The 17,086-nt window shown below is 43.7% G+C and carries 20 protein-coding genes; 7 read left to right on the forward strand and 13 right to left on the reverse strand.

The window, feature by feature from the left end:
- The first annotated feature begins 57 nt into the window (after positions 1 to 57).
- On the forward strand, positions 58 to 1,269 hold the full coding sequence (locus GQ367_RS05445) for a DUF2863 family protein (RefSeq protein ID WP_215289709.1): 1,212 nt from the start codon (positions 58 to 60) through the stop codon (positions 1,267 to 1,269).
- Here the strand turns inward: GQ367_RS05445 and GQ367_RS05450 are convergent.
- Both GQ367_RS05450 and yaaA read right to left on the reverse strand, forming a co-directional pair.
- Positions 1,266 to 1,907: a heme-binding protein gene (locus GQ367_RS05450; RefSeq protein ID WP_251370129.1), complete on the reverse strand. Its 642-nt coding sequence runs from the start codon at positions 1,905 to 1,907 to the stop codon at positions 1,266 to 1,268. The genes GQ367_RS05445 and GQ367_RS05450 overlap by 4 nt on opposite strands.
- 5 nt (positions 1,908 to 1,912) lie before the next feature.
- The gene (gene yaaA, locus GQ367_RS05455) at positions 1,913 to 2,686 is read right to left on the reverse strand and encodes a peroxide stress protein YaaA (RefSeq protein WP_215289710.1); all 774 of its coding nucleotides are present in this window, start codon (positions 2,684 to 2,686) and stop codon (positions 1,913 to 1,915) included.
- A gap of 19 nt (positions 2,687 to 2,705) precedes the next feature.
- On the opposite strand from yaaA, the gene GQ367_RS05460 reads away from it, so the two are divergent.
- Together GQ367_RS05460 and GQ367_RS05465 are read left to right on the forward strand one after the other, a co-directional pair.
- Positions 2,706 to 3,914 carry a pyridoxal phosphate-dependent aminotransferase gene (locus tag GQ367_RS05460; RefSeq protein WP_215289712.1) on the forward strand — a complete coding sequence of 403 codons (1,209 nt, stop codon included), beginning with the start codon at positions 2,706 to 2,708 and terminating at the stop codon, positions 3,912 to 3,914.
- Positions 3,915 to 4,009: 95 nt separating this feature from the next.
- Positions 4,010 to 4,714, forward strand: a complete 705-nt coding sequence (locus GQ367_RS05465) for a glutathione binding-like protein (protein WP_215291903.1) — start codon at positions 4,010 to 4,012, stop codon at positions 4,712 to 4,714.
- On the opposite strand, the gene GQ367_RS05470 is transcribed toward GQ367_RS05465, so the two are convergent.
- Both GQ367_RS05470 and purU read right to left on the reverse strand, forming a co-directional pair.
- Entirely contained in the window at positions 4,715 to 5,359 is a 645-nt protein-coding gene (locus GQ367_RS05470) for a VTT domain-containing protein (RefSeq protein ID WP_215289714.1), read from the reverse strand.
- On the reverse strand, positions 5,359 to 6,225 hold the full coding sequence (purU, locus tag GQ367_RS05475) for a formyltetrahydrofolate deformylase (RefSeq protein WP_215289716.1): 867 nt from the start codon (positions 6,223 to 6,225) through the stop codon (positions 5,359 to 5,361). The genes GQ367_RS05470 and purU overlap by 1 nt, the downstream gene beginning before the upstream one ends.
- Before the next feature lie 102 nt (positions 6,226 to 6,327).
- Between purU and GQ367_RS05480 the strand changes: the two genes are divergently transcribed.
- Positions 6,328 to 7,179: a 3-hydroxybutyryl-CoA dehydrogenase gene (locus GQ367_RS05480; RefSeq protein ID WP_215289718.1), complete on the forward strand. Its 852-nt coding sequence runs from the start codon at positions 6,328 to 6,330 to the stop codon at positions 7,177 to 7,179.
- A 2-nt stretch (positions 7,180 to 7,181) separates the two neighbouring features.
- Positions 7,182 to 7,649 (forward strand): DUF3429 domain-containing protein, encoded by a 468-nt coding sequence (locus GQ367_RS05485; protein WP_215289720.1) that lies wholly within the window; start codon positions 7,182 to 7,184, stop codon positions 7,647 to 7,649.
- Between the two features lie 29 nt (positions 7,650 to 7,678).
- Here GQ367_RS05485 and GQ367_RS05490 read toward each other — a convergent pair whose 3' ends face one another.
- The gene (locus GQ367_RS05490) at positions 7,679 to 8,221 is read right to left on the reverse strand and encodes a TIGR00645 family protein (protein ID WP_215289722.1); all 543 of its coding nucleotides are present in this window, start codon (positions 8,219 to 8,221) and stop codon (positions 7,679 to 7,681) included.
- 83 nt (positions 8,222 to 8,304) lie between these two features.
- Here GQ367_RS05490 and GQ367_RS05495 point away from each other — a divergent pair, with 83 nt between their 5' ends.
- Positions 8,305 to 9,615 carry a replication-associated recombination protein A gene (locus GQ367_RS05495; RefSeq protein ID WP_215289723.1) on the forward strand — a complete coding sequence of 437 codons (1,311 nt, stop codon included), beginning with the start codon at positions 8,305 to 8,307 and terminating at the stop codon, positions 9,613 to 9,615.
- Positions 9,616 to 9,723: 108 nt separating this feature from the next.
- On the opposite strand, the gene GQ367_RS05500 is transcribed toward GQ367_RS05495, so the two are convergent.
- From GQ367_RS05500 to GQ367_RS05520, 5 genes are all read right to left on the reverse strand, one after another.
- Positions 9,724 to 11,001 carry an FAD/NAD(P)-binding oxidoreductase gene (locus GQ367_RS05500; protein WP_215289725.1) on the reverse strand — a complete coding sequence of 426 codons (1,278 nt, stop codon included), beginning with the start codon at positions 10,999 to 11,001 and terminating at the stop codon, positions 9,724 to 9,726.
- Positions 11,002 to 11,014: 13 nt separating this feature from the next.
- Positions 11,015 to 11,362, reverse strand: a complete 348-nt coding sequence (locus GQ367_RS05505; RefSeq protein ID WP_251370130.1) for a c-type cytochrome — start codon at positions 11,360 to 11,362, stop codon at positions 11,015 to 11,017.
- A 188-nt stretch (positions 11,363 to 11,550) separates the two neighbouring features.
- Positions 11,551 to 12,030 (reverse strand): TlpA disulfide reductase family protein, encoded by a 480-nt coding sequence (locus GQ367_RS05510; RefSeq protein WP_215289727.1) that lies wholly within the window; start codon positions 12,028 to 12,030, stop codon positions 11,551 to 11,553.
- A 129-nt stretch (positions 12,031 to 12,159) separates the two neighbouring features.
- Positions 12,160 to 13,350 carry an acyl-CoA dehydrogenase gene (locus GQ367_RS05515; RefSeq protein ID WP_215289729.1) on the reverse strand — a complete coding sequence of 397 codons (1,191 nt, stop codon included), beginning with the start codon at positions 13,348 to 13,350 and terminating at the stop codon, positions 12,160 to 12,162.
- A 32-nt stretch (positions 13,351 to 13,382) separates the two neighbouring features.
- Positions 13,383 to 14,078 (reverse strand): nitroreductase, encoded by a 696-nt coding sequence (locus GQ367_RS05520; protein WP_215289731.1) that lies wholly within the window; start codon positions 14,076 to 14,078, stop codon positions 13,383 to 13,385.
- Between the two features lie 375 nt (positions 14,079 to 14,453).
- Between GQ367_RS05520 and GQ367_RS05525 the strand changes: the two genes are divergently transcribed.
- Complete coding sequence (locus tag GQ367_RS05525; RefSeq protein WP_089515906.1) at positions 14,454 to 14,657, forward strand: cold-shock protein; 204 nt, start codon at positions 14,454 to 14,456, stop codon at positions 14,655 to 14,657.
- A 98-nt stretch (positions 14,658 to 14,755) separates the two neighbouring features.
- On the opposite strand, the gene GQ367_RS05530 is transcribed toward GQ367_RS05525, so the two are convergent.
- The 3 genes from GQ367_RS05530 to GQ367_RS05540 form a co-directional block, all read right to left on the reverse strand.
- The gene (locus GQ367_RS05530; RefSeq protein WP_215289733.1) at positions 14,756 to 15,340 is read right to left on the reverse strand and encodes a chromate transporter; all 585 of its coding nucleotides are present in this window, start codon (positions 15,338 to 15,340) and stop codon (positions 14,756 to 14,758) included.
- The gene (locus tag GQ367_RS05535) at positions 15,337 to 15,891 is read right to left on the reverse strand and encodes a chromate transporter (protein WP_215289735.1); all 555 of its coding nucleotides are present in this window, start codon (positions 15,889 to 15,891) and stop codon (positions 15,337 to 15,339) included. Before GQ367_RS05535 ends, GQ367_RS05530 begins: the two co-directional genes overlap by 4 nt.
- 86 nt (positions 15,892 to 15,977) lie before the next feature.
- A complete protein-coding gene (locus GQ367_RS05540) occupies positions 15,978 to 17,039 on the reverse strand; it encodes a hypothetical protein (protein ID WP_215289737.1) in 1,062 nt (353 codons plus the stop codon).
- Positions 17,040 to 17,086: the final 47 nt, after the last annotated feature.

Raw genomic sequence — 17,086 nt, forward strand, 5'->3', positions numbered from 1 at the left:
TAAAAATATAGTTGCAAGGTTTGCACCACAAGGTCTTGTTTTGCTTAGAATGTGTTTATGTCTAGTTATCGCCCTAAAAATTCCTCACGCATTTCACCTGAAGCAGAACGATTGGTTTCTGATGCTCTGTCATTGGCAGCTTCGGGCAGTCGCGTAGAAGATATTTTTTGGGAAACTAAGTTGCTGGATCGTTTATTGCGCTTATTGCATGCGCAAAATCAAAATGCGATTGAGAGCGCATTGGATCAAACACTCAAGATCAATCCTATTGCTTTTGACTCATTGGCAGAGAATGCTGAAACCTTGGCGGAGTCTTTGACGCTAGAGCAAGATGGCAAGAGTTGGGATGTGGTGTTGATCGCTATTCCAATCATCGCCAGAACTCGTTACAGCATTCCTTCAGGCAAGCTCAGTTCTGAATCAATCGCTGCCACAGGTAATTTATTGCACGATCAAATCGTTGCGCAAGATGCATTGATTGCATTGGTGCCTTGGCTTTACAGCATTGATCAAATGCCTCATTCACATTGTCAAACTCGTTTGTTACTCGAGAAATTAGCGTCTGCGGCTGTGAATGCCGGAGAAATAAAATTAGAGTTGCGTGACATGCCTGAAACAATTCCTGTATTAGCTGATCCAAGATATATCGTTGGCGCAGTAGCAGCCCCATCAGGCGGCCCGATCTTTAGATGGCAAGAGGATGCGCCAAGACGACAAGAGCGCAGTGTTTGTTTACAGAATTGGCAAACAGGTATGCAAGACACGATTGCAGCAATCATGCCCGGCTGCGAATTCGAACTGTCTTTACCAGAGGCTTATTTCACCAACTGTCGTGAAGCAGATCGCAAGATCAGACCATTGAGCATTTTGGCAGCCGTCAATTATCTTGAATCAATGTTGAACGTTGAGCCCGCTGGCTTGTCTTGCATCATCGCAGGATTTGGTGATGAGCAATGCGATGAATACAGAATTTCTTTTGCCCTAAAAGGTTCTAAAGAAATCCTCTATGGCGTGGTTTGGCCTCTGTACGACAGAGAAACCGTTGCCAATGATTCAATCAATGATATTTCGATTGAAGACAGTCCTATTCGGGAAATTTATGACACGATCAAAAACTCAGGCGTTGAAGATCAGCTCAGGCACCCTGAGTTATTCAGCCTAGAGATGTGTGAAGATTGTGGCGTACCGATGTTCGTTGATCGCGCCGGTGAAATCGTTCATGCTGAAATGCCGGATGACACACCGAGTCAGCAGCCTTTGTTTCATTAATCCAACTTCATCCAAACTTCATTGCGGCGCCAGAATGGCAAAGTCCAAGGTGGGTTATAACGCGACAACTGTGCTGAACCAGAAGCCTTTAAACCATTCTTAGCCATCCATTCGTTCAAACGAGTAGTTTGTGCGGCCAACTTTTCTTCATCCACCCAACCACTGAATGTCACCACTGCTAATTGCTGAGCTGGCATTTGTTTGATCGTGATATTTGGATTCTTGGGCTTAGGCAAGGTTTCCATAGTGAACTTACTAGGCATCACAAATGCCAATTTCCATGAACCTCCACTGCCCTCTAATGTGACTGGCGCAGTCATGGCAATTTTTGAGGATACATCTGCTTCAATGGTCACAGGTGCCGTCATGGCAATTTTCTCTGCCTGCTTTTTGACTGGGTCTTCGTTGTTACCAAAAATAAAGTCAGCCACCTGACGAAATCCTTTATTAGAGGCTTCACTCAAAGTACCGGTGACCAATACCTCAGCAATGATCATTGGCTGATAACGGCGAACCTCGAAGTCACCCTCTTTTTTGACAACCTCATAACGCGGTTCTTCATTCGCCATCGCGCCACCCATCAACATAGATAGAGCTGCAAAGCTCAAAAGAAATTTCAACACTTGTTTTGTCATCATTCAGATCACTGCTCTTTTCTTCGGAACACAGGTTTCGCATCAGTGCTTTCTTTAGGGGCAAACTTATAACCTTCGTAGTCAAAGTCTTTTAAGTCAGCTGCTTTATCAATCTTGTTATCAATGATGAAACGAGTCATCAAACCTCTTGCACGCTTGGCATAGAAAGAAACAATCTTGTATTTGCCAGCTTTCTCATCCTGAAAGACAGGGGCGACGATTGGGAAACCTAATTTGTCAGCTTTAACAGATTTAAAGTACTCGTCTGAAGCCAAGTTAATCAAGGTTTTAGATTTTTGTTTTTCAAGCTCTTCTTTTAAAGCCAAGGTGATTTTGTCACCCCAAAAAGCATAGAGATCTTTACCAACCGTATTTTTGAATGAAGTACCCATTTCCAAACGGTATGGCTGCATCAAATCCAAAGGCTTTAAAACACCATAGAGGCCTGAAAGAACTCTGACATGCTCTTGGGTGTAATCCAAAGCCTTAGCGTTCAATGATGAAGCATCAAGCCCTTCATACACATCTCCATTAAACGCCAAAATAGCTTGTTTGCTATTTTTAGCTGTGAATTTCTTAGACCACTCGCCAAAGCGAGCCACGTTCAAAGCGGCCAATTTGTCAGATAAATCCATCAATTCAGCAACTTCTTGCAAAGACAGTTTCTTTAAATCTGTCACCAACTTGGCAGATTCATTGATGAAAATAGGCAAGGTATGCTTGTCCGTGGAAGGCGGAGTGTCATAGTCCAAACTTTTTGCGGGCGAAAGTACGATCAACATGGCAGAATATTCAAATTAAATGAATCTAAATAATACTGCTTTGAGACAAATACCGCTTCCTTCTCGCTTACCCAAAGTTGGCACCACTATTTTTACGGTGATGTCAGCTCTTGCCAATGAGCACAAAGCTATCAACTTAGGTCAAGGCTTTCCTGACTTTGAATGCGACCCTGCTTTACCAGAGGCTGTTTATAAAGCCATGCGCGATGGTCACAATCAATACCCACCCATGACGGGTATTGCCCCTTTGCGCGAGGCTGTCAGTCAAAAGATAAGTGCTTTGTATGGTCATCACTACGATCCAACCACAGAGATCACCATCACAGCTGGCGGTACCCAAGGAATTTTCACGGTGATTGCGTGCGCGATCAATCCTGGCGATGAAGTGATTGTGATTGAGCCCGTCTACGACTCTTACATCCCTTCTATTGATACGGTTGGCGGCAAGGCTGTGCCAGTTCAGTTGATGGTGAAGAGGAATGATGCTGGTGATATCACCGGCTATGAAATCCCATGGGATGCCATGGCAAAAGCCATCACTCCCCGCACCAAAATGATCATGATCAACTCCCCTCACAATCCAACAGGTATGGTGTGGCAGTCTGCTGATATTGATCGTCTGGCCGCTTTGGTTCGAGACACGGATATTTTAATTTGCAGTGATGAGGTGTATGAGCACATGGTCTTTGATGGCAAAGACCATCAAAGCGTGGCCCGCCATCCTGAATTAGCAGAACGCAGCTTTGTTATTTCTAGTTTTGGTAAAACTTATCACGTCACCGGCTGGAAAGTCGGTTATGTGGCGGCCCCCGCTCACTTGAGTGCTGAATTCAGAAAAGTTCATCAGTTCAATGTCTTCACGATCAATACCCCTGTTCAGTATGGTCTGGCTGATTTTTTAAAAAATCCTGATCCTTACTTGAATTTGGCAGGCTTCTATCAGGCCAAAAGAAATTACATGCGCCAAGGTTTAGAGCAAACAAAGTTCAAGCTCTTACCAGCGCCCGGGACTTACTTCCAATGCGTTGATTACACTCAACTTGGCATTCCACAAGCTAAATTGAATAGCTCTGATTTTTGTCAGTGGTTAATAAAAGAAGTGGGCGTGGCAGCGATCCCTGTTTCTGCTTTTTACAGCGATCCTGTTGAGTCAGGAGTGATCAGATTCTGTTTTGCCAAAAAAGAGAGTACTTTGGCTGAGGCGCTCAAGCGACTTCAGAGTATTTAATGATTATTTACTTAGTTAGATGATTGGTTGTTTGTTCGACTGGTTAAACAAACGAAATTGTTACAAAGGGAAAAATGATGACAAAGAAACAAGGCATGATTGATATTTATAGCTGGGCAACACCCAATGGTCACAAAGTTCACATCATGATGGAAGAATGTGGCTATCGCTTAGGTAAGGATTGGCTGGCTCATCCGATTGATATTGGCGCTGGTGATCAATTCACCAAAGAGTTTTTAGCCATCAGCCCGAACAATAAGATCCCAGCCATGGTCGATCCTAATGGTCCAGATGGCAAACCAATTGCCCTCTTTGAATCTGGCGCTATTTTGTTATACCTTGCCAGCAAGACAGGTCGCTTCTTACCAAAAACAGATCGCGCCAAGTTTGAGGTCATGCAGTGGTTAATGTTCCAAATGGGCGGCGTTGGTCCAATGCTTGGTCAAACACATCACTTCAGAATCTACGCACCAGAAAAAGTTGAGTACGCCATCAATCGTTACACCAATGAAACTCGCAGAATTTATGGTGTGATGGACAAAGAGCTATCAAAGAAACGTTTCATTGCTGGTAAAGAGTACAGCATTGCTGACATGGCCATTTTCCCTTGGACTCGCTCATGGAAAAATCAAGGCATCACTCTCGAAGAGTTTCCAAACGTTTTGCGTTGGCATCAAGAAATTGCAGAACGCCCAGCCGTCAAACGAGGCGTTGAAGTTTTAACTTCTTTGAGAAAACCTTTGAATGACGATAAAGCCAAGGAAGTGCTCTACGGCAAAACTCAATATCAAAGAAGATGATCAGCGCTTTAGCTTTTGCACCATGGCTTGCAAGAATACCCACAAAGCCGGCAAGCCCGGGATGATGATCATCGCCAAAGCCACCATTGAGAAATTAGCTTTAACCCATGGGTGCTCACCAATCATGTAACCCAAAGTTGTCAGACTTCCAACCCACAAGATGCCACCAGCAATGTTATAGGTGGCAAATTTGGAATAAGACATTTGCGCAGCACCCGCAATAAATGGAGCAAAGGTTCTAATGAAGGGCATGAAGCGGCCAACAACAATGGTGATGGGCCCATGCTTTTCATAAAAAGCATGGGTTTTATCAAAAGCGTCTTTGTTGAACCAACGAGAGTTTTCCCAACCAAATACCTTCGGGCCAAACCAGCGACCAATCGAATAGTTGACTGCATCACCGGCAATCGCAGCAATGATCAACAAGATCAGTAAAAGCGGTAAGCTCATGCCACCCACAGCTGCAATCGCTCCAGCAACGAATAACAAAGAATCACCAGGTAAAAATGGCATCACCACCACACCTGTTTCAATGAAGATGATGGCGAACAATAAGACATAAACCCAAGGACCCCATTGATCAACAATGGTGACCAAGTGTTTGTCTAAATGCAAAAAGATATCTAATAAAAGTGAGAAATCCATTACTGAAACACCACCGTACTCTTTCCATTTAACAAGATGCGGTGCTCTGCGTGCCAACGAACGGCGCGAGACAAAGCCATACACTCCACATCTCGACCGACGGCAGCCAATTGGTCTGGATCCATCGCATGATCAACACGCTCAACGCCCTGCTCGATGATTGGACCCTCATCTAAATCAGTGGTCACGTAATGAGCTGTTGCACCAATCAACTTCACACCGCGCTGATGGGCTTGCCAGTAAGGTTTAGCGCCTTTAAAGCTTGGCAAGAAAGAGTGGTGAATATTGATGGCTTTACCAGATAACTTTTGACAAACCTTAGGAGACAAGATCTGCATGTACCTAGCAAGAACAACCAAATCAATTTTTTCTTGATCAATTAACTTTAATAATTGTTCTTCTTGTTCATTTTTACGCTCATCGCTGGCACTGCTCAATGGCATGTAATGAAACGGTATTTTGTAACCTGCGGCTAGGTTTTGAAATTCTTGATGGTTAGAAACGATGCCGGCGATATCGATTGGCAAATATCCACTATGGGTTCTAAATAAAAGATCATTCAAGCAGTGACCAAGCTTAGAAACCATGATCAATACTTTGGGTTTGCTGGCTGCATCAAATAACTCCCAATCCATTTGGAAGCTATCGCCAATCTCTTTGAACAATTCTTGCAACTTTTTCAAATTCAATTCTTGCGAAGTCTTAGCAAAATGCACGCGCATGAAAAAGCGACTCGTGAATGTGTCACTGAATTGAGCAGAATCCAAAATATTGGCCGTTTGATTGAACAAAAATTGACTGACGGCATGAACGATGCCTGGTCGGTCTGGGCAGGAGATTTTGAGGATGAAACCTTGTGTAGACATACCCACATTATCCATAAAGCCCGGGGAATATTGAAAAATTTCTACTATTTTCCAGATGAAGCTTAAACTTGAGCTTTTAGTACTTAATTACAAGGTCAAGAGATGGGTATTCAGTCTGTGGGCATTATTGGCGCTGGCACGATGGGCAATGGCATTGCTCAAGCCTGTGCAGTTTCCGGCTTGAACGTGATCATGGTTGATATCAATGAGGCTGCTGTGGCAAAAGGACTCTCAACCATTGCTGGTAGCCTTGATCGCTTGATCAAAAAAGAGAAGATGACTGAGGCTGAAAAAGCAGCTGCTCTGTCTCGCATTAAAACCAGCACTAATTACCAAGATTTCACAGGTTCACAGATGGTGATTGAGGCTGCGACTGAAAATTACGATCTCAAGATCAAGATCTTGAAGCAACTGGATGGCATTGTTAGCAAAGACACCATCATTGCTTCAAACACCTCATCAATTTCAATCACTCAAATGGCTGCTGAAGTTAGCAACCCTCAGCGTTTTATCGGCATGCATTTTTTCAATCCAGTGCCCATGATGACGCTGGTTGAGATTATTCGTGGCCTACAAACCGATGATCAAACTCATGCCTTGGTGCAAGAGATGTCAAAAGTATTAGGCAAAGAACCCATCACAGTTAAAAATGCCCCTGGTTTTGTTGTGAACCGTATTTTGGTACCCATGATCAATGAAGCCTTCTTTGTGTTGGCTGAAGGTTTGGCAACCCCAGAAGACATCGATGCAGGCATGAAGCTTGGCTGCAACCACCCGATTGGGCCTTTGGCATTAGCCGACATGATTGGCTTGGATACTTGCTTGGCCATCATGGAGGTTTACTTCAAGAACTTCAATGATTCCAAGTACCGCCCTTGCCCATTGCTTCGCGAAATGGTGGCTGCTGGCTACCTTGGCAGAAAATCAGGTAAAGGCGTTTACAGCTATAACTGATCATGTTGACTCCAATTGCTAAATTTCTTGGTTACGCAGGACTGATTCCTTTTATCTTGCTATCCGCTTTGGTTCAGTTCGCAGAATCTCCACTGGATTTTTGGGCTGCGAATTCATTGCTCCTTTACGCAGCAACAATCGCTTCATTTGTAGGAGCACTCCATTGGGGTCCTTTATTGAACCCTCTATCCAATCAAGAGGGTCATGGCTTTTGGAGAGCCAAAGGCGCTTGGATCTGGGGTGTTATCCCATCCTTATTGGCATGGGTAGCACTACATCTACCCTTTTCTTCTGGTTACTTCTTGATTGCAGCAACCCTTGTGCTGGCCCTATTTGTTGACCGCAAACAGTTTCGCCATTTGATTCATGACGAAGCCTATTTGGCAGAATTCTTAAAAATGAGAACTGTGTTAACCACAGTGGCAACTGCCAGCCTTGTTTTGGCTGGCATTGCTATCAGACAATTTTGATTGGTTTTTAGTCTACTTAGTTGGTCAACTTAGTGAGACTTGGCTTTAGCCAATAGTGTTTCTGTGTAGGCAATTGCCAAAGCTGAAATCACAAACGTTAAGTGAATCAAGGTTTGCCACAACAGAGTTTTGTCATCCAAGTGCTCTGCATTGATGAAAGTCTTCAATAAGTGAATTGAAGAGATGCCGATGATCGCTGTGGCCAACTTAACCTTCAATACACCAGCATTCACATGCGATAACCACTCAGGTTGATCAGGATGATTCTTGAGTTCTAGGCGAGAAACAAATGTCTCCCAACCACCCACAATGACCATCACCAATAGATTTGAAATCATCACCACGTCAATCAAACCTAAAACAATCAACATGATTTCTGTTTCAGTCGTGCCACCCTTGGTCATCATCATGCCAATGAGATGAACCAACTCGCGCCAGAACTGAATCACATAAACAATTTGAGCAACAATCAAGCCCATGTATAGAGGAGCTTGTAGCCAGCGACTCATAAAAATCCAGCGTGGTAGCGGGCGTAATTTATCTCTGATCTGATTTTGTGTATCTTGGTTCATGAGTCACTTTTCAATAATGATGAATTAGCAATAAAAAAACAATTTGGCATTCAGACAACATGCGACAATTTGCGTATTAAACCATGTCTTTATTACCAAACAACGAGAATTTTACCCCCCTGGCGGAAATACTTCGTCCTCAACAAAAAGAGGACCTGGTTGGGCAAACTCACCTTTTTGGGCCGGGTAAGCCACTTGACCTGGCGTTCCGCTCAGGCAAGCCTCATTCAATGCTTTTATGGGGTCCTCCTGGAGTAGGTAAAACCACCATTGCGCGTCTCACCGCCAATACCTTTGACTGCGAATTCATCGCTATTTCAGCGGTTTTAGCAGGGGTCAAAGAAATAAGACAAGCCATTGAGCAGGCAGAAAACAATCTGCAACAGTTTGGTAAAAAAACTATCTTGTTCGTGGATGAGATACATCGATTCAATAAATCGCAACAGGATGCCCTGCTTCCCTTTGTTGAATCAGGTTTAGTGACCTTCATTGGAGCCACCACTGAAAACCCATCCTTTGAGGTCAATTCAGCATTGCTTTCAAGAGCCCAGGTCTATGTTCTCAAGTCCCTGACTCATGATGAGCTTCTTCAGCTATTGAATCGAGCATTGGCAGCACTACCAGGCGCTCTAGAGTTCAACGAAGAAGCCAAAGCCATGCTTCTTCATATGGCCGATGGTGACGCTAGACGTTTTCTTAATTTGATTGAGCAAACCTTCAATGCTGCAAAGACCAGTCAAGTCACCAATATCACCGCAGAATTTTTAGAGCATTCCCTAGGCCATCTATCAAGACGATTTGATAAATCGGGCGATCATTTCTATGACCAAATCTCTGCTTTGCATAAATCAGTCAGAGGATCCAATCCAGATGCTGCTTTGTATTGGTTTTGTCGCATGATTGATGGTGGCGTAGATGTGAAATATTTGTCACGTCGCATTGTTCGCATGGCTTGGGAAGATGTTGGATTAGCAGACCCGCGCGCCATGCAATTGGCCAATGATGCGGCATTAACTTTTGAGCGCTTAGGCAGCCCCGAGGGTGAATTGGCACTTGCTGAAGCATTGCTTTACTTGAGCGCCGCCCCTAAGAGCAATGCCGCCTACAAAGCATTCAATCAAGCAAAAGATTTTGTGGCCAGAGATGCCAGTCGAGATGTGCCGATGCATTTGCGCAATGCTCCAACCAAATTGATGGATGACTTGGGTCATGGCAAATCTTATCGTTATGCGCACGACGAACCTCATGCTTATGCCGCTGGAGAAAACTATCTTCCGGATGGTGTGAAAGAAGCGAATTGGTATCAACCAACCGATCGAGGTTTGGAAGCAAAGATCAAAGAGAAATTGGCTTTCTTAAAATCATTGGATGAGGTAGCGAAAAGCAAAAAGTAACTAAAGCAATAACTAAAAAGATAAATAATGAACTAAAGAAATGAGTTAATAAAAAAGTCTGCCGAAGCAGACTTTTTTATTTGATACAGCTGAAAACAATTCAGCGGCTTAAACCAACATATCAGCCCAAATGTTTCTGGCCCATGCATTTGCATACTCACCCTCAAGCGGATTAGCAGCAGCAGATACGCCACCAGAGCCTGGTACTGTGACCATGGTTTTCTTAGCAGCGTCATAGGTATGAACGCTGGCCACGTGAACCACGTCTTGCGCAGAAACGAAGCTATAGCAAGTGTTGTTATAAACAGGCAATTGATTAACTTCTGCACCACTCAAGATAGCTACAACCGCTGCAGCACATGTCTTACCGTGTTGATTGGCCATGTGTCCAGACTTTGGCATACCAGGAGCAATTTGAATTGAGTCACCCAATACGTGAACGTTTGGAGCAACCTTAGATTCAAATGTTAGGAAGTCAACTTCACACCAACGTGCATTCATGTTGGCCAAACCTGTCTTCACAGCAATTGAACCAGCGCGCATTGGAGGCAATACGTTCAATACATCCGCCTTGATGTCATCGTTGAATTCAAACTTAAGAGTCTTACCCTTAACATCCACATCCGTTAGGTTGTGTTTGCCACGATATTCAACCATGCCAGCATAACGGCGCGACCATGCTAATTTAAATAAACCTGGTTTTGATGTCACATCATCATTGGCGTCCAAAATAAGCACTTTGCTCTTTGGCTTATTCTTTTGGAAATAGTCAGCCACTTGGCAAGCACGCTCGTATGGTCCTGGAGGGCAACGGTACGGAGCCAATGGAATTGAAATAGCGAACACACCACCATTTTTCATGCTTTCCAATTGCTTTCTTAAGCCAACAGTTTGCTCGCCAGCTTTCCATGCGTGGAGAACTTCGTTCTGAGCATTTGGCTTAAGCATGCCAGGCAATTTGTCATAAGTAAGATCAATACCTGGAGAGACGATCAAGCGATCATAAAACAACGTTGAGCCGCCAGCCAATTTAACTTGGCGTTTAGCAACGTCTACTGAAACCACATAGTCTTTCACTAGTTTCACGCCATGATTCTTGCTCAAACCTGCGTATGAAACTGTGATGTCTTCCATCTTCTTGCTGCCACCAATCACTAGATTGGACATTGGGCAAGAAATGAAGTTCTGATTTGGCTCGATCAGAGTCACATCAGCTGTGTAATTTGAAAACTTGCGTACGTACTTAGCAGCTGTTGCGCCACCATAACCGCCACCAATCACCAATACTTTGGCATTTTTGGCATCAATTTGTGTTGAAGCACAACCAACAAGAGTTGTTGCAGCAGCACCCGCACCTACTAATTGTATAAATTCGCGTCTTTGCATGATCAACCCCCGATTATTTTGTTTTAGCTACTGGTTTTACTGCAGGCAAAGATGCGAAGTAAGCAGAAATCTGTTCGATTTGCTCACTCGTATAACCTTTACTCAATTGATGCATGATCGAAGCTGTGCGCTTACCAGTTTTGTATTCGTTCATCTTCTTGATCATTTCATCTTTATTTTGTCCCGCTAAGCTAGCCATCCCACCTTCTGAATAACCATCGGTACCGTGACAGGCTGAACATGATGCAGCCCATTGTTTAATTTGCAAACTTTGGGCATTTGCCAAAGAAGTTGCACCAAGTAGGCTCACGAATAAGCCAGCCATCAATATTGATGGTTTACGAATGAATGATTGCATCATTTCCCCCTTTAGTAACGCTTTGATTCTAGTCGGATAAACCCTTTTAATATCTTGGGGTTTTACCTTACACTTTATTAAAATAACTAAGTGATAGATTATTGGCGAAAGCGGGATTTAAAACAAATTCATTCTTCTTATATGAATATGTCAAAAGTACATAAAACCAATGCTAGAAATACTTTTATCGCTTATTTTTTGGCATACCGGGCCAGGTCGATAAGATCTAAATCAACCATCAAGCCGTAATCCTTTTGAATGACCTTGCCCTGCGGGTTAATCACATAAAGCTCAGGCACTCCTCGCCTTTTGCCAATCGCCTTAGCCAACTCTGGAGTCATCATGACAACTGGAAAGGTGTATTGGTTTTTCTCCATGTAGTCTTTGACTGACTCAACACGGCGGTCTATTGAAATCGTCACGATGTTTAATTGATCAGCTGGTATTTTTTGCCTTAGCTGTTGCAGGTATTTATTTTGGGTTCGGCAATAGGAGCACCAAGTGGCCCAAACCTCAACAATCGTGTTTCTTTTGCTCCAGTGTTCAGGTGTGAATGTTTCACCCTGGATTGACTGAATCTGCCCCAAAGGCAATTGATCTCCGACCTCAATCGCGCTGACTTGAGATGGCATCAAGGCGAAGAGCATGCCTAAGAGCATGATCTGTTTCACGCTCTTATTAAACGGGCTGCTCAGAGATTTCAGGAGTTCTTGCATAAGATAAGAATAAACGAATTAAAAGAAATAAAGGAAAAGGCCATTCAAATGAATGGCCTGTGTTTCATATTACTTTTAATGTTTTTAAAAGAATGCCTGGATATTGGTTTGAGCTCGACCCAAAATCAAGGCATGAATATCGTGTGTTCCCTCATAGGTGTTGACCACTTCTAAGTTCACCATGTGTCTTGCCACACCATATTCATCAGAAATACCATTGCCACCCATCATGTCTCTGGCCATTCTGGCAACAGCCAATGACTTGCCGCAAGAGTTGCGCTTCAAGATTGATGTGATTTCAACAGCATCTGTGCCTTCATCTTTCATGCGGCCCAAACGCAAGCAAGCCTGCAAACCTAAACTGATTTCTGTTTGCATATCGGCTAACTTCACTTGAATCAATTGATTGGCCGCCAATGGACGTCCAAATTGTTGACGATTCATCACGTAGTCACGTGCTCTGAACCAGCAATCTTCAGCGGCGCCCAATGCACCCCAGGCAATACCGTAACGAGCACTGTTCAAGCAAGTGAAAGGTCCCTTGAGTCCTTTGATCTCGGGGAACATGTTTTCCTTCGGAACAAACACCTCATCCATCACGATCTCACCGGTCAAGGAAGTTCTCAAGCCAACTTTTCCATGAATTGCAGGCGCTGTTAAACCCTTCCAACCTTTTTCCAAAATGAAACCGCGGATATTGTCTTTGCCAGTGGCCTCATCAACTAACTTGCCCCACACCACAAACACATCAGCGATAGGACTGTTGGTGATCCACATTTTTGAACCAGATAATGAATAGCCACCATCTACTGGCTTGGCACGTGTCACCATGCTGGCAGGGTCTGAACCGTGATCGGGCTCAGTCAAACCAAAACAACCAATCCACTCACCAGTGGCAAGTTTTGGCAGGTATTTCTTTTTCTGTTCTTCACTACCGAATTCGTTGATCGGCACCATCACCAAAGAAGACTGCACGCTCAACATCGATCTGTACCCAGAATCAACTCGCTCAACCTCACGGGCTACTAGACCATAGGCCACGTAATTCAAACCAGCACCACCATATTGCTCAGGAATGGTCACGCCCAATAATCCCAAGTCACCCATTTCTTTAAAAATGGCAATGTCTGTTTTTTCATGACGGAAAGCTTCAGTCACTCTGGGTAAAAGCTGACCCTGACAATAGTCATGAGCAGCATCTTTGATCATGCGCTCTTCTTCAGTTAACTGATCATCCAAACGCAGCGGATCATTCCATTGAAAAGTCTGACTCATAAAAAATTACCTATTAAAAATGCTTGTTAAATCTAGTTAAAAAAATGTGTGAAGCTCTCTGCATTTTCACGATCGGTGGTCAAAGTGTTTTCAACTTTGCTTTGATCAGCGTAACCCAATGACATTCCGCAGATCAATTGCTGTTCTGAATTGAGATTCAAATGCTTTGCAATCACTCGGTGAAATTGCGTGAACGCTGCTTGTGGGCATGTATCAAGACCACGTGCTTTGGCTGCTAACATCACGTTTTGTACAAACATGCCGTAATCAAACCAACTACCTTGCTGCATGACGCGATCAATTGTGAAGAAAACACCAACTGGCGCATCAAAGAATTGATAGTTGCGAGCGCCTTGGGCTTTCATGCGATCTTTATCTTCCTTGCCAATTCCTAATAGGCCGTACAAATCAAAACCTACCTTACGACGACGTGCCAAATAAGGATCAACCCACTTAGATGGGTAGTAGTTATATTCTTCGGTGTGCTCTTTGAGTGCCTCAGGATCATTAAAAATGCTGAGGATTTCATCGGTGATGGCTTTCTTAGCAGCACCTTGAACAATATGCACTTGCCAAGGTTGTGTATTGGTACCAGATGGAGCACGTGCAGCCACATTCATGATGTCCAAAATGTCCTGCTTTTTTACTTCAGTCGGTAAAAAGGCACGGATTGAACGTCTTGCCTTGATGTTGTCATCAATAATTTTGGTAATTTCTGCTGTATTCATTCTTTTTGTCTCTTCTTTTTATTGGGTAGGCTAGAGGATAAAACAGACTTTAAATCTTCGCTGATGAATTAAATGCTCATAATTCATGGAATTGAGTCAAAAAAGCCTGCTTTTTTAGTCCTCAAAGCTCAATAAATGCTTTTTTTGCCAAAAATGCCTGTTTTTGGGTGTTTTAGCCCCATAAAACCTAGTAAAAGCCCTGATTAAATATTCATATCCCTTTATTCAAATTGTGCGATACTTAGCGCGTAGGTCTTCAAGTAGCTTCCGTCGTTTCCATTTTTCAAAATGGGTGATTCGGTTAGTTGAATCTTCCAGCCCTGCAAAGAAATGGTGAGAAATCATCACGTTTAATTTTTTTAAGGAATTTCAGTAATGGCAACAGGTATTGTTAAGTGGTTCAACGACGCAAAAGGTTTTGGTTTTATTACTCCTGACGGTGGTGGTGAAGATCTATTCGCTCACTTCTCAGCGATTCAAGGTAACGGATTCAAAAGCTTGAAAGAAAACCAAAAGGTTAGCTTTGAAGTAACAACTGGCCCTAAGGGCAAGCAAGCTTCTAACATCAACCCAATGTAATTTGGTGTTATGTTCATAAGAACCCGACTTCGGTCGGGTTTTTTATTGCCTACTTTTTCTCTATTTTTATAACTTGCTCTGGGCTTTACTTAGATTATTTAAATCAGCCCCACTCCACCGAGCACTGCACCAAGCAATAACAACAATAAGATATGTATCTTGGTTTTCCAAATTAGGAAAACGGTGATGATGGTGCACAACCATAATGCCCAATCATTTTCCAAACTGGTATTGGCAGCACTGATCAACCAACTAGTTGCCAGAATGGCACCGATCACCAACGGGGCCAACCCCTGTTTAAAAGCTAAAACAAAATCGCTGTCTTTGTTGGCCTGAACCCACTTCGCGGTTGAGTAGGTCAAGATTGAACTCGGTAGCATCACCCCAATCATGGCCAATACCATGCCAAAGCTTCCCCAAAGATACTGCGCATGAATCGTTGCCACAGAGTTAATTCCAATGTGCCAGCCCATCATAGCAATCACCAGAATATTAGGCCCTGGGGCTGATTGAGCGATCGCAATTGAAGCCGCAAATTGATCATCAGACATCCACGCATTTTTATAAACCAAGTGGCGGTGCATTTCCGGGATGACCGTTACAGCACCACCGACAGCCATCAATGAAACTGCCGTGAAGTGTAAAAACACATCGAGCCAGTTGGCCCAAGTTAATTGAATCATGACTTCACCCGACGATAGGTCAGATAAATCGACAAGACCCCAAGGCTCAAGAGCACATGCACCAGAGGTATTCTGATCAAGGCCACCAAAATAAAACAAAGTAAGACAATCCCAATCGATGGCAGATAACCCAGTGGATGTTTTTTAAGTGCACTGGCCAACTTAAGAGATGTTCCAGCTATCAAACCAGCAGCAACTGCGCCCATGCCTTTGATGGCCCCGGCAACCACTGGATTAACACCCCAATGAAGATAAGTGATGGCGATGACAATCAGCGCCAACATTGGGAACACCAACATACCGGCAATCGCTGCCAATGCACCAGGTAAACCAAAATGACGTGAGCCAAAAATAATCGCTAAGTTAACCACGTTTGGGCCAGGCAAAACTTGCGCCACCGCCCACTCTTCCAAAAACTCTTCTCTGGAGTACCAACGTTTTTTATCAACCAATTCGCGTTCAGCAACCGGTAAAACTCCACCAAATCCCTGAAGAGCCAGCCAAGTGAATACCCAGAAAATTTCTGATTTAGATTGGGGCAATTGGCTCATGGTTTTATTTTATCTTGAGGGATTGCCTAACCCTAGACAAATAAAAAGGAGCCGAAGCTCCTTTGATCATCTTATCTTCAGCAATCTTAATTGGTAGGCGCTTCTTTTACGCGCATCGTTCTTGCTTGCTCATTGATTGGTCGAACAGGTCTACCTTGGAAGTAAACAGATGCTTGCGATAAACCATTGGTCAAAACGGTGAATGGGGCTTTACCACCAAAGGTGTGACCAGCGCCCGGCTCAATCGACTGCATCATTGATTTTCCAGTGGCATCCACCACACAAACAATTTGTCTTGATTTCACAACGACATGCACGAAGTTACCTGGCTTGGTAGGCTCAGCCACTGATTGCTCTGCCACACTCGCATCAGGTTTTGGACAACCAACATCAGATGGCAATGGCGCAACGGCTGCCACATTAGTAACTGCTGGAGCAGCTGAATTTGGTGCAGATGGGTTTGCCGGATTCGCTGGTGTTGCTGGATTAGCGCTATCTTCTTTAGGCTCAGCCCCTTCAACCACGACTGGTTGAGGCTCTTGGGCTGGCGGATTAAACATAGCAATGATGTCATCTTTTGTTGAATACAAACCACCTGCCACCAAGATCAATAACAAGATGGATGCCAAACCACTGCGTGAGCGTTTTGACTTTGGTCTTGAAGAATTCATCTGGCCGCCAGTTTGAATATTTTCCAAACTAACCTTAACCGGCTTACCTTTTACTGCTGCAGGCTTAGTATTTGCTTGATTTGATTCTTCAGCTGTTGACAGAGCTGCGGGCGCACTTGTCTTTTCTTCCTTGGTAGCTTTTGTCTCTTGAACTTTTACTGGCTGCTGAGTTTCTTCAACGGCCGTATCAAACGGCAATGATTCTTGTTGAGCCAAATCACCATCTGGATGAACCAATACCAGTGATTCATCTAACTGCAATATTTTGGCAACTTTTTTTGCCACGGTGATCTTATGAGATTCAGAGTAAAAACTGCTGATGCCACCCTGTTCAAGCTCAATGATATGTTTTTTAGACAAGCATGCTTTGACTGCAAGTTCTTGAGGATCAAGTCTTAGCTTTTCACGGGCGGCTTTAAGCACCTTCCCCTGAATTTCAGGCAGGATTTCAATTTTATTTTTTGATCCTAATGACATGCTGTCTCCATGAGCTCTCTGGCTTCTTACCAACACTTTAACATCGT

The sequence above is a fragment of the Polynucleobacter sp. MWH-CaK5 genome (assembly GCF_018687615.1).
GTDB lineage: Bacteria > Pseudomonadota > Gammaproteobacteria > Burkholderiales > Burkholderiaceae > Polynucleobacter.

Coding starts and splice junctions, on each gene's coding strand:
- GQ367_RS05485 (WP_215289720.1), top strand. CDS start 7,182: ATGTTGACTCCAATTGCTAAATTTCTTGGTTACGCAGGACTGATTCCT.
- GQ367_RS05450 (WP_251370129.1), bottom strand. CDS start 1,907: ATGATGACAAAACAAGTGTTGAAATTTCTTTTGAGCTTTGCAGCTCTA.
- GQ367_RS05540 (WP_215289737.1), bottom strand. CDS start 17,039: ATGTCATTAGGATCAAAAAATAAAATTGAAATCCTGCCTGAAATTCAG.
- GQ367_RS05535 (WP_215289735.1), bottom strand. CDS start 15,891: ATGAGCCAATTGCCCCAATCTAAATCAGAAATTTTCTGGGTATTCACT.
- purU (WP_215289716.1), bottom strand. CDS start 6,225: ATGTCTACACAAGGTTTCATCCTCAAAATCTCCTGCCCAGACCGACCA.
- GQ367_RS05460 (WP_215289712.1), top strand. CDS start 2,706: ATGAATCTAAATAATACTGCTTTGAGACAAATACCGCTTCCTTCTCGC.
- GQ367_RS05495 (WP_215289723.1), top strand. CDS start 8,305: ATGTCTTTATTACCAAACAACGAGAATTTTACCCCCCTGGCGGAAATA.
- GQ367_RS05445 (WP_215289709.1), top strand. CDS start 58: ATGTCTAGTTATCGCCCTAAAAATTCCTCACGCATTTCACCTGAAGCA.
- GQ367_RS05520 (WP_215289731.1), bottom strand. CDS start 14,078: ATGAATACAGCAGAAATTACCAAAATTATTGATGACAACATCAAGGCA.
- yaaA (WP_215289710.1), bottom strand. CDS start 2,686: ATGTTGATCGTACTTTCGCCCGCAAAAAGTTTGGACTATGACACTCCG.
- GQ367_RS05500 (WP_215289725.1), bottom strand. CDS start 11,001: ATGCAAAGACGCGAATTTATACAATTAGTAGGTGCGGGTGCTGCTGCA.
- GQ367_RS05470 (WP_215289714.1), bottom strand. CDS start 5,359: ATGGATTTCTCACTTTTATTAGATATCTTTTTGCATTTAGACAAACAC.
- GQ367_RS05515 (WP_215289729.1), bottom strand. CDS start 13,350: ATGAGTCAGACTTTTCAATGGAATGATCCGCTGCGTTTGGATGATCAG.
- GQ367_RS05530 (WP_215289733.1), bottom strand. CDS start 15,340: ATGATTCAATTAACTTGGGCCAACTGGCTCGATGTGTTTTTACACTTC.
- GQ367_RS05505 (WP_251370130.1), bottom strand. CDS start 11,362: ATGATGCAATCATTCATTCGTAAACCATCAATATTGATGGCTGGCTTA.
- GQ367_RS05465 (WP_215291903.1), top strand. CDS start 4,010: ATGATTGATATTTATAGCTGGGCAACACCCAATGGTCACAAAGTTCAC.
- GQ367_RS05490 (WP_215289722.1), bottom strand. CDS start 8,221: ATGAACCAAGATACACAAAATCAGATCAGAGATAAATTACGCCCGCTA.
- GQ367_RS05525 (WP_089515906.1), top strand. CDS start 14,454: ATGGCAACAGGTATTGTTAAGTGGTTCAACGACGCAAAAGGTTTTGGT.
- GQ367_RS05480 (WP_215289718.1), top strand. CDS start 6,328: ATGGGTATTCAGTCTGTGGGCATTATTGGCGCTGGCACGATGGGCAAT.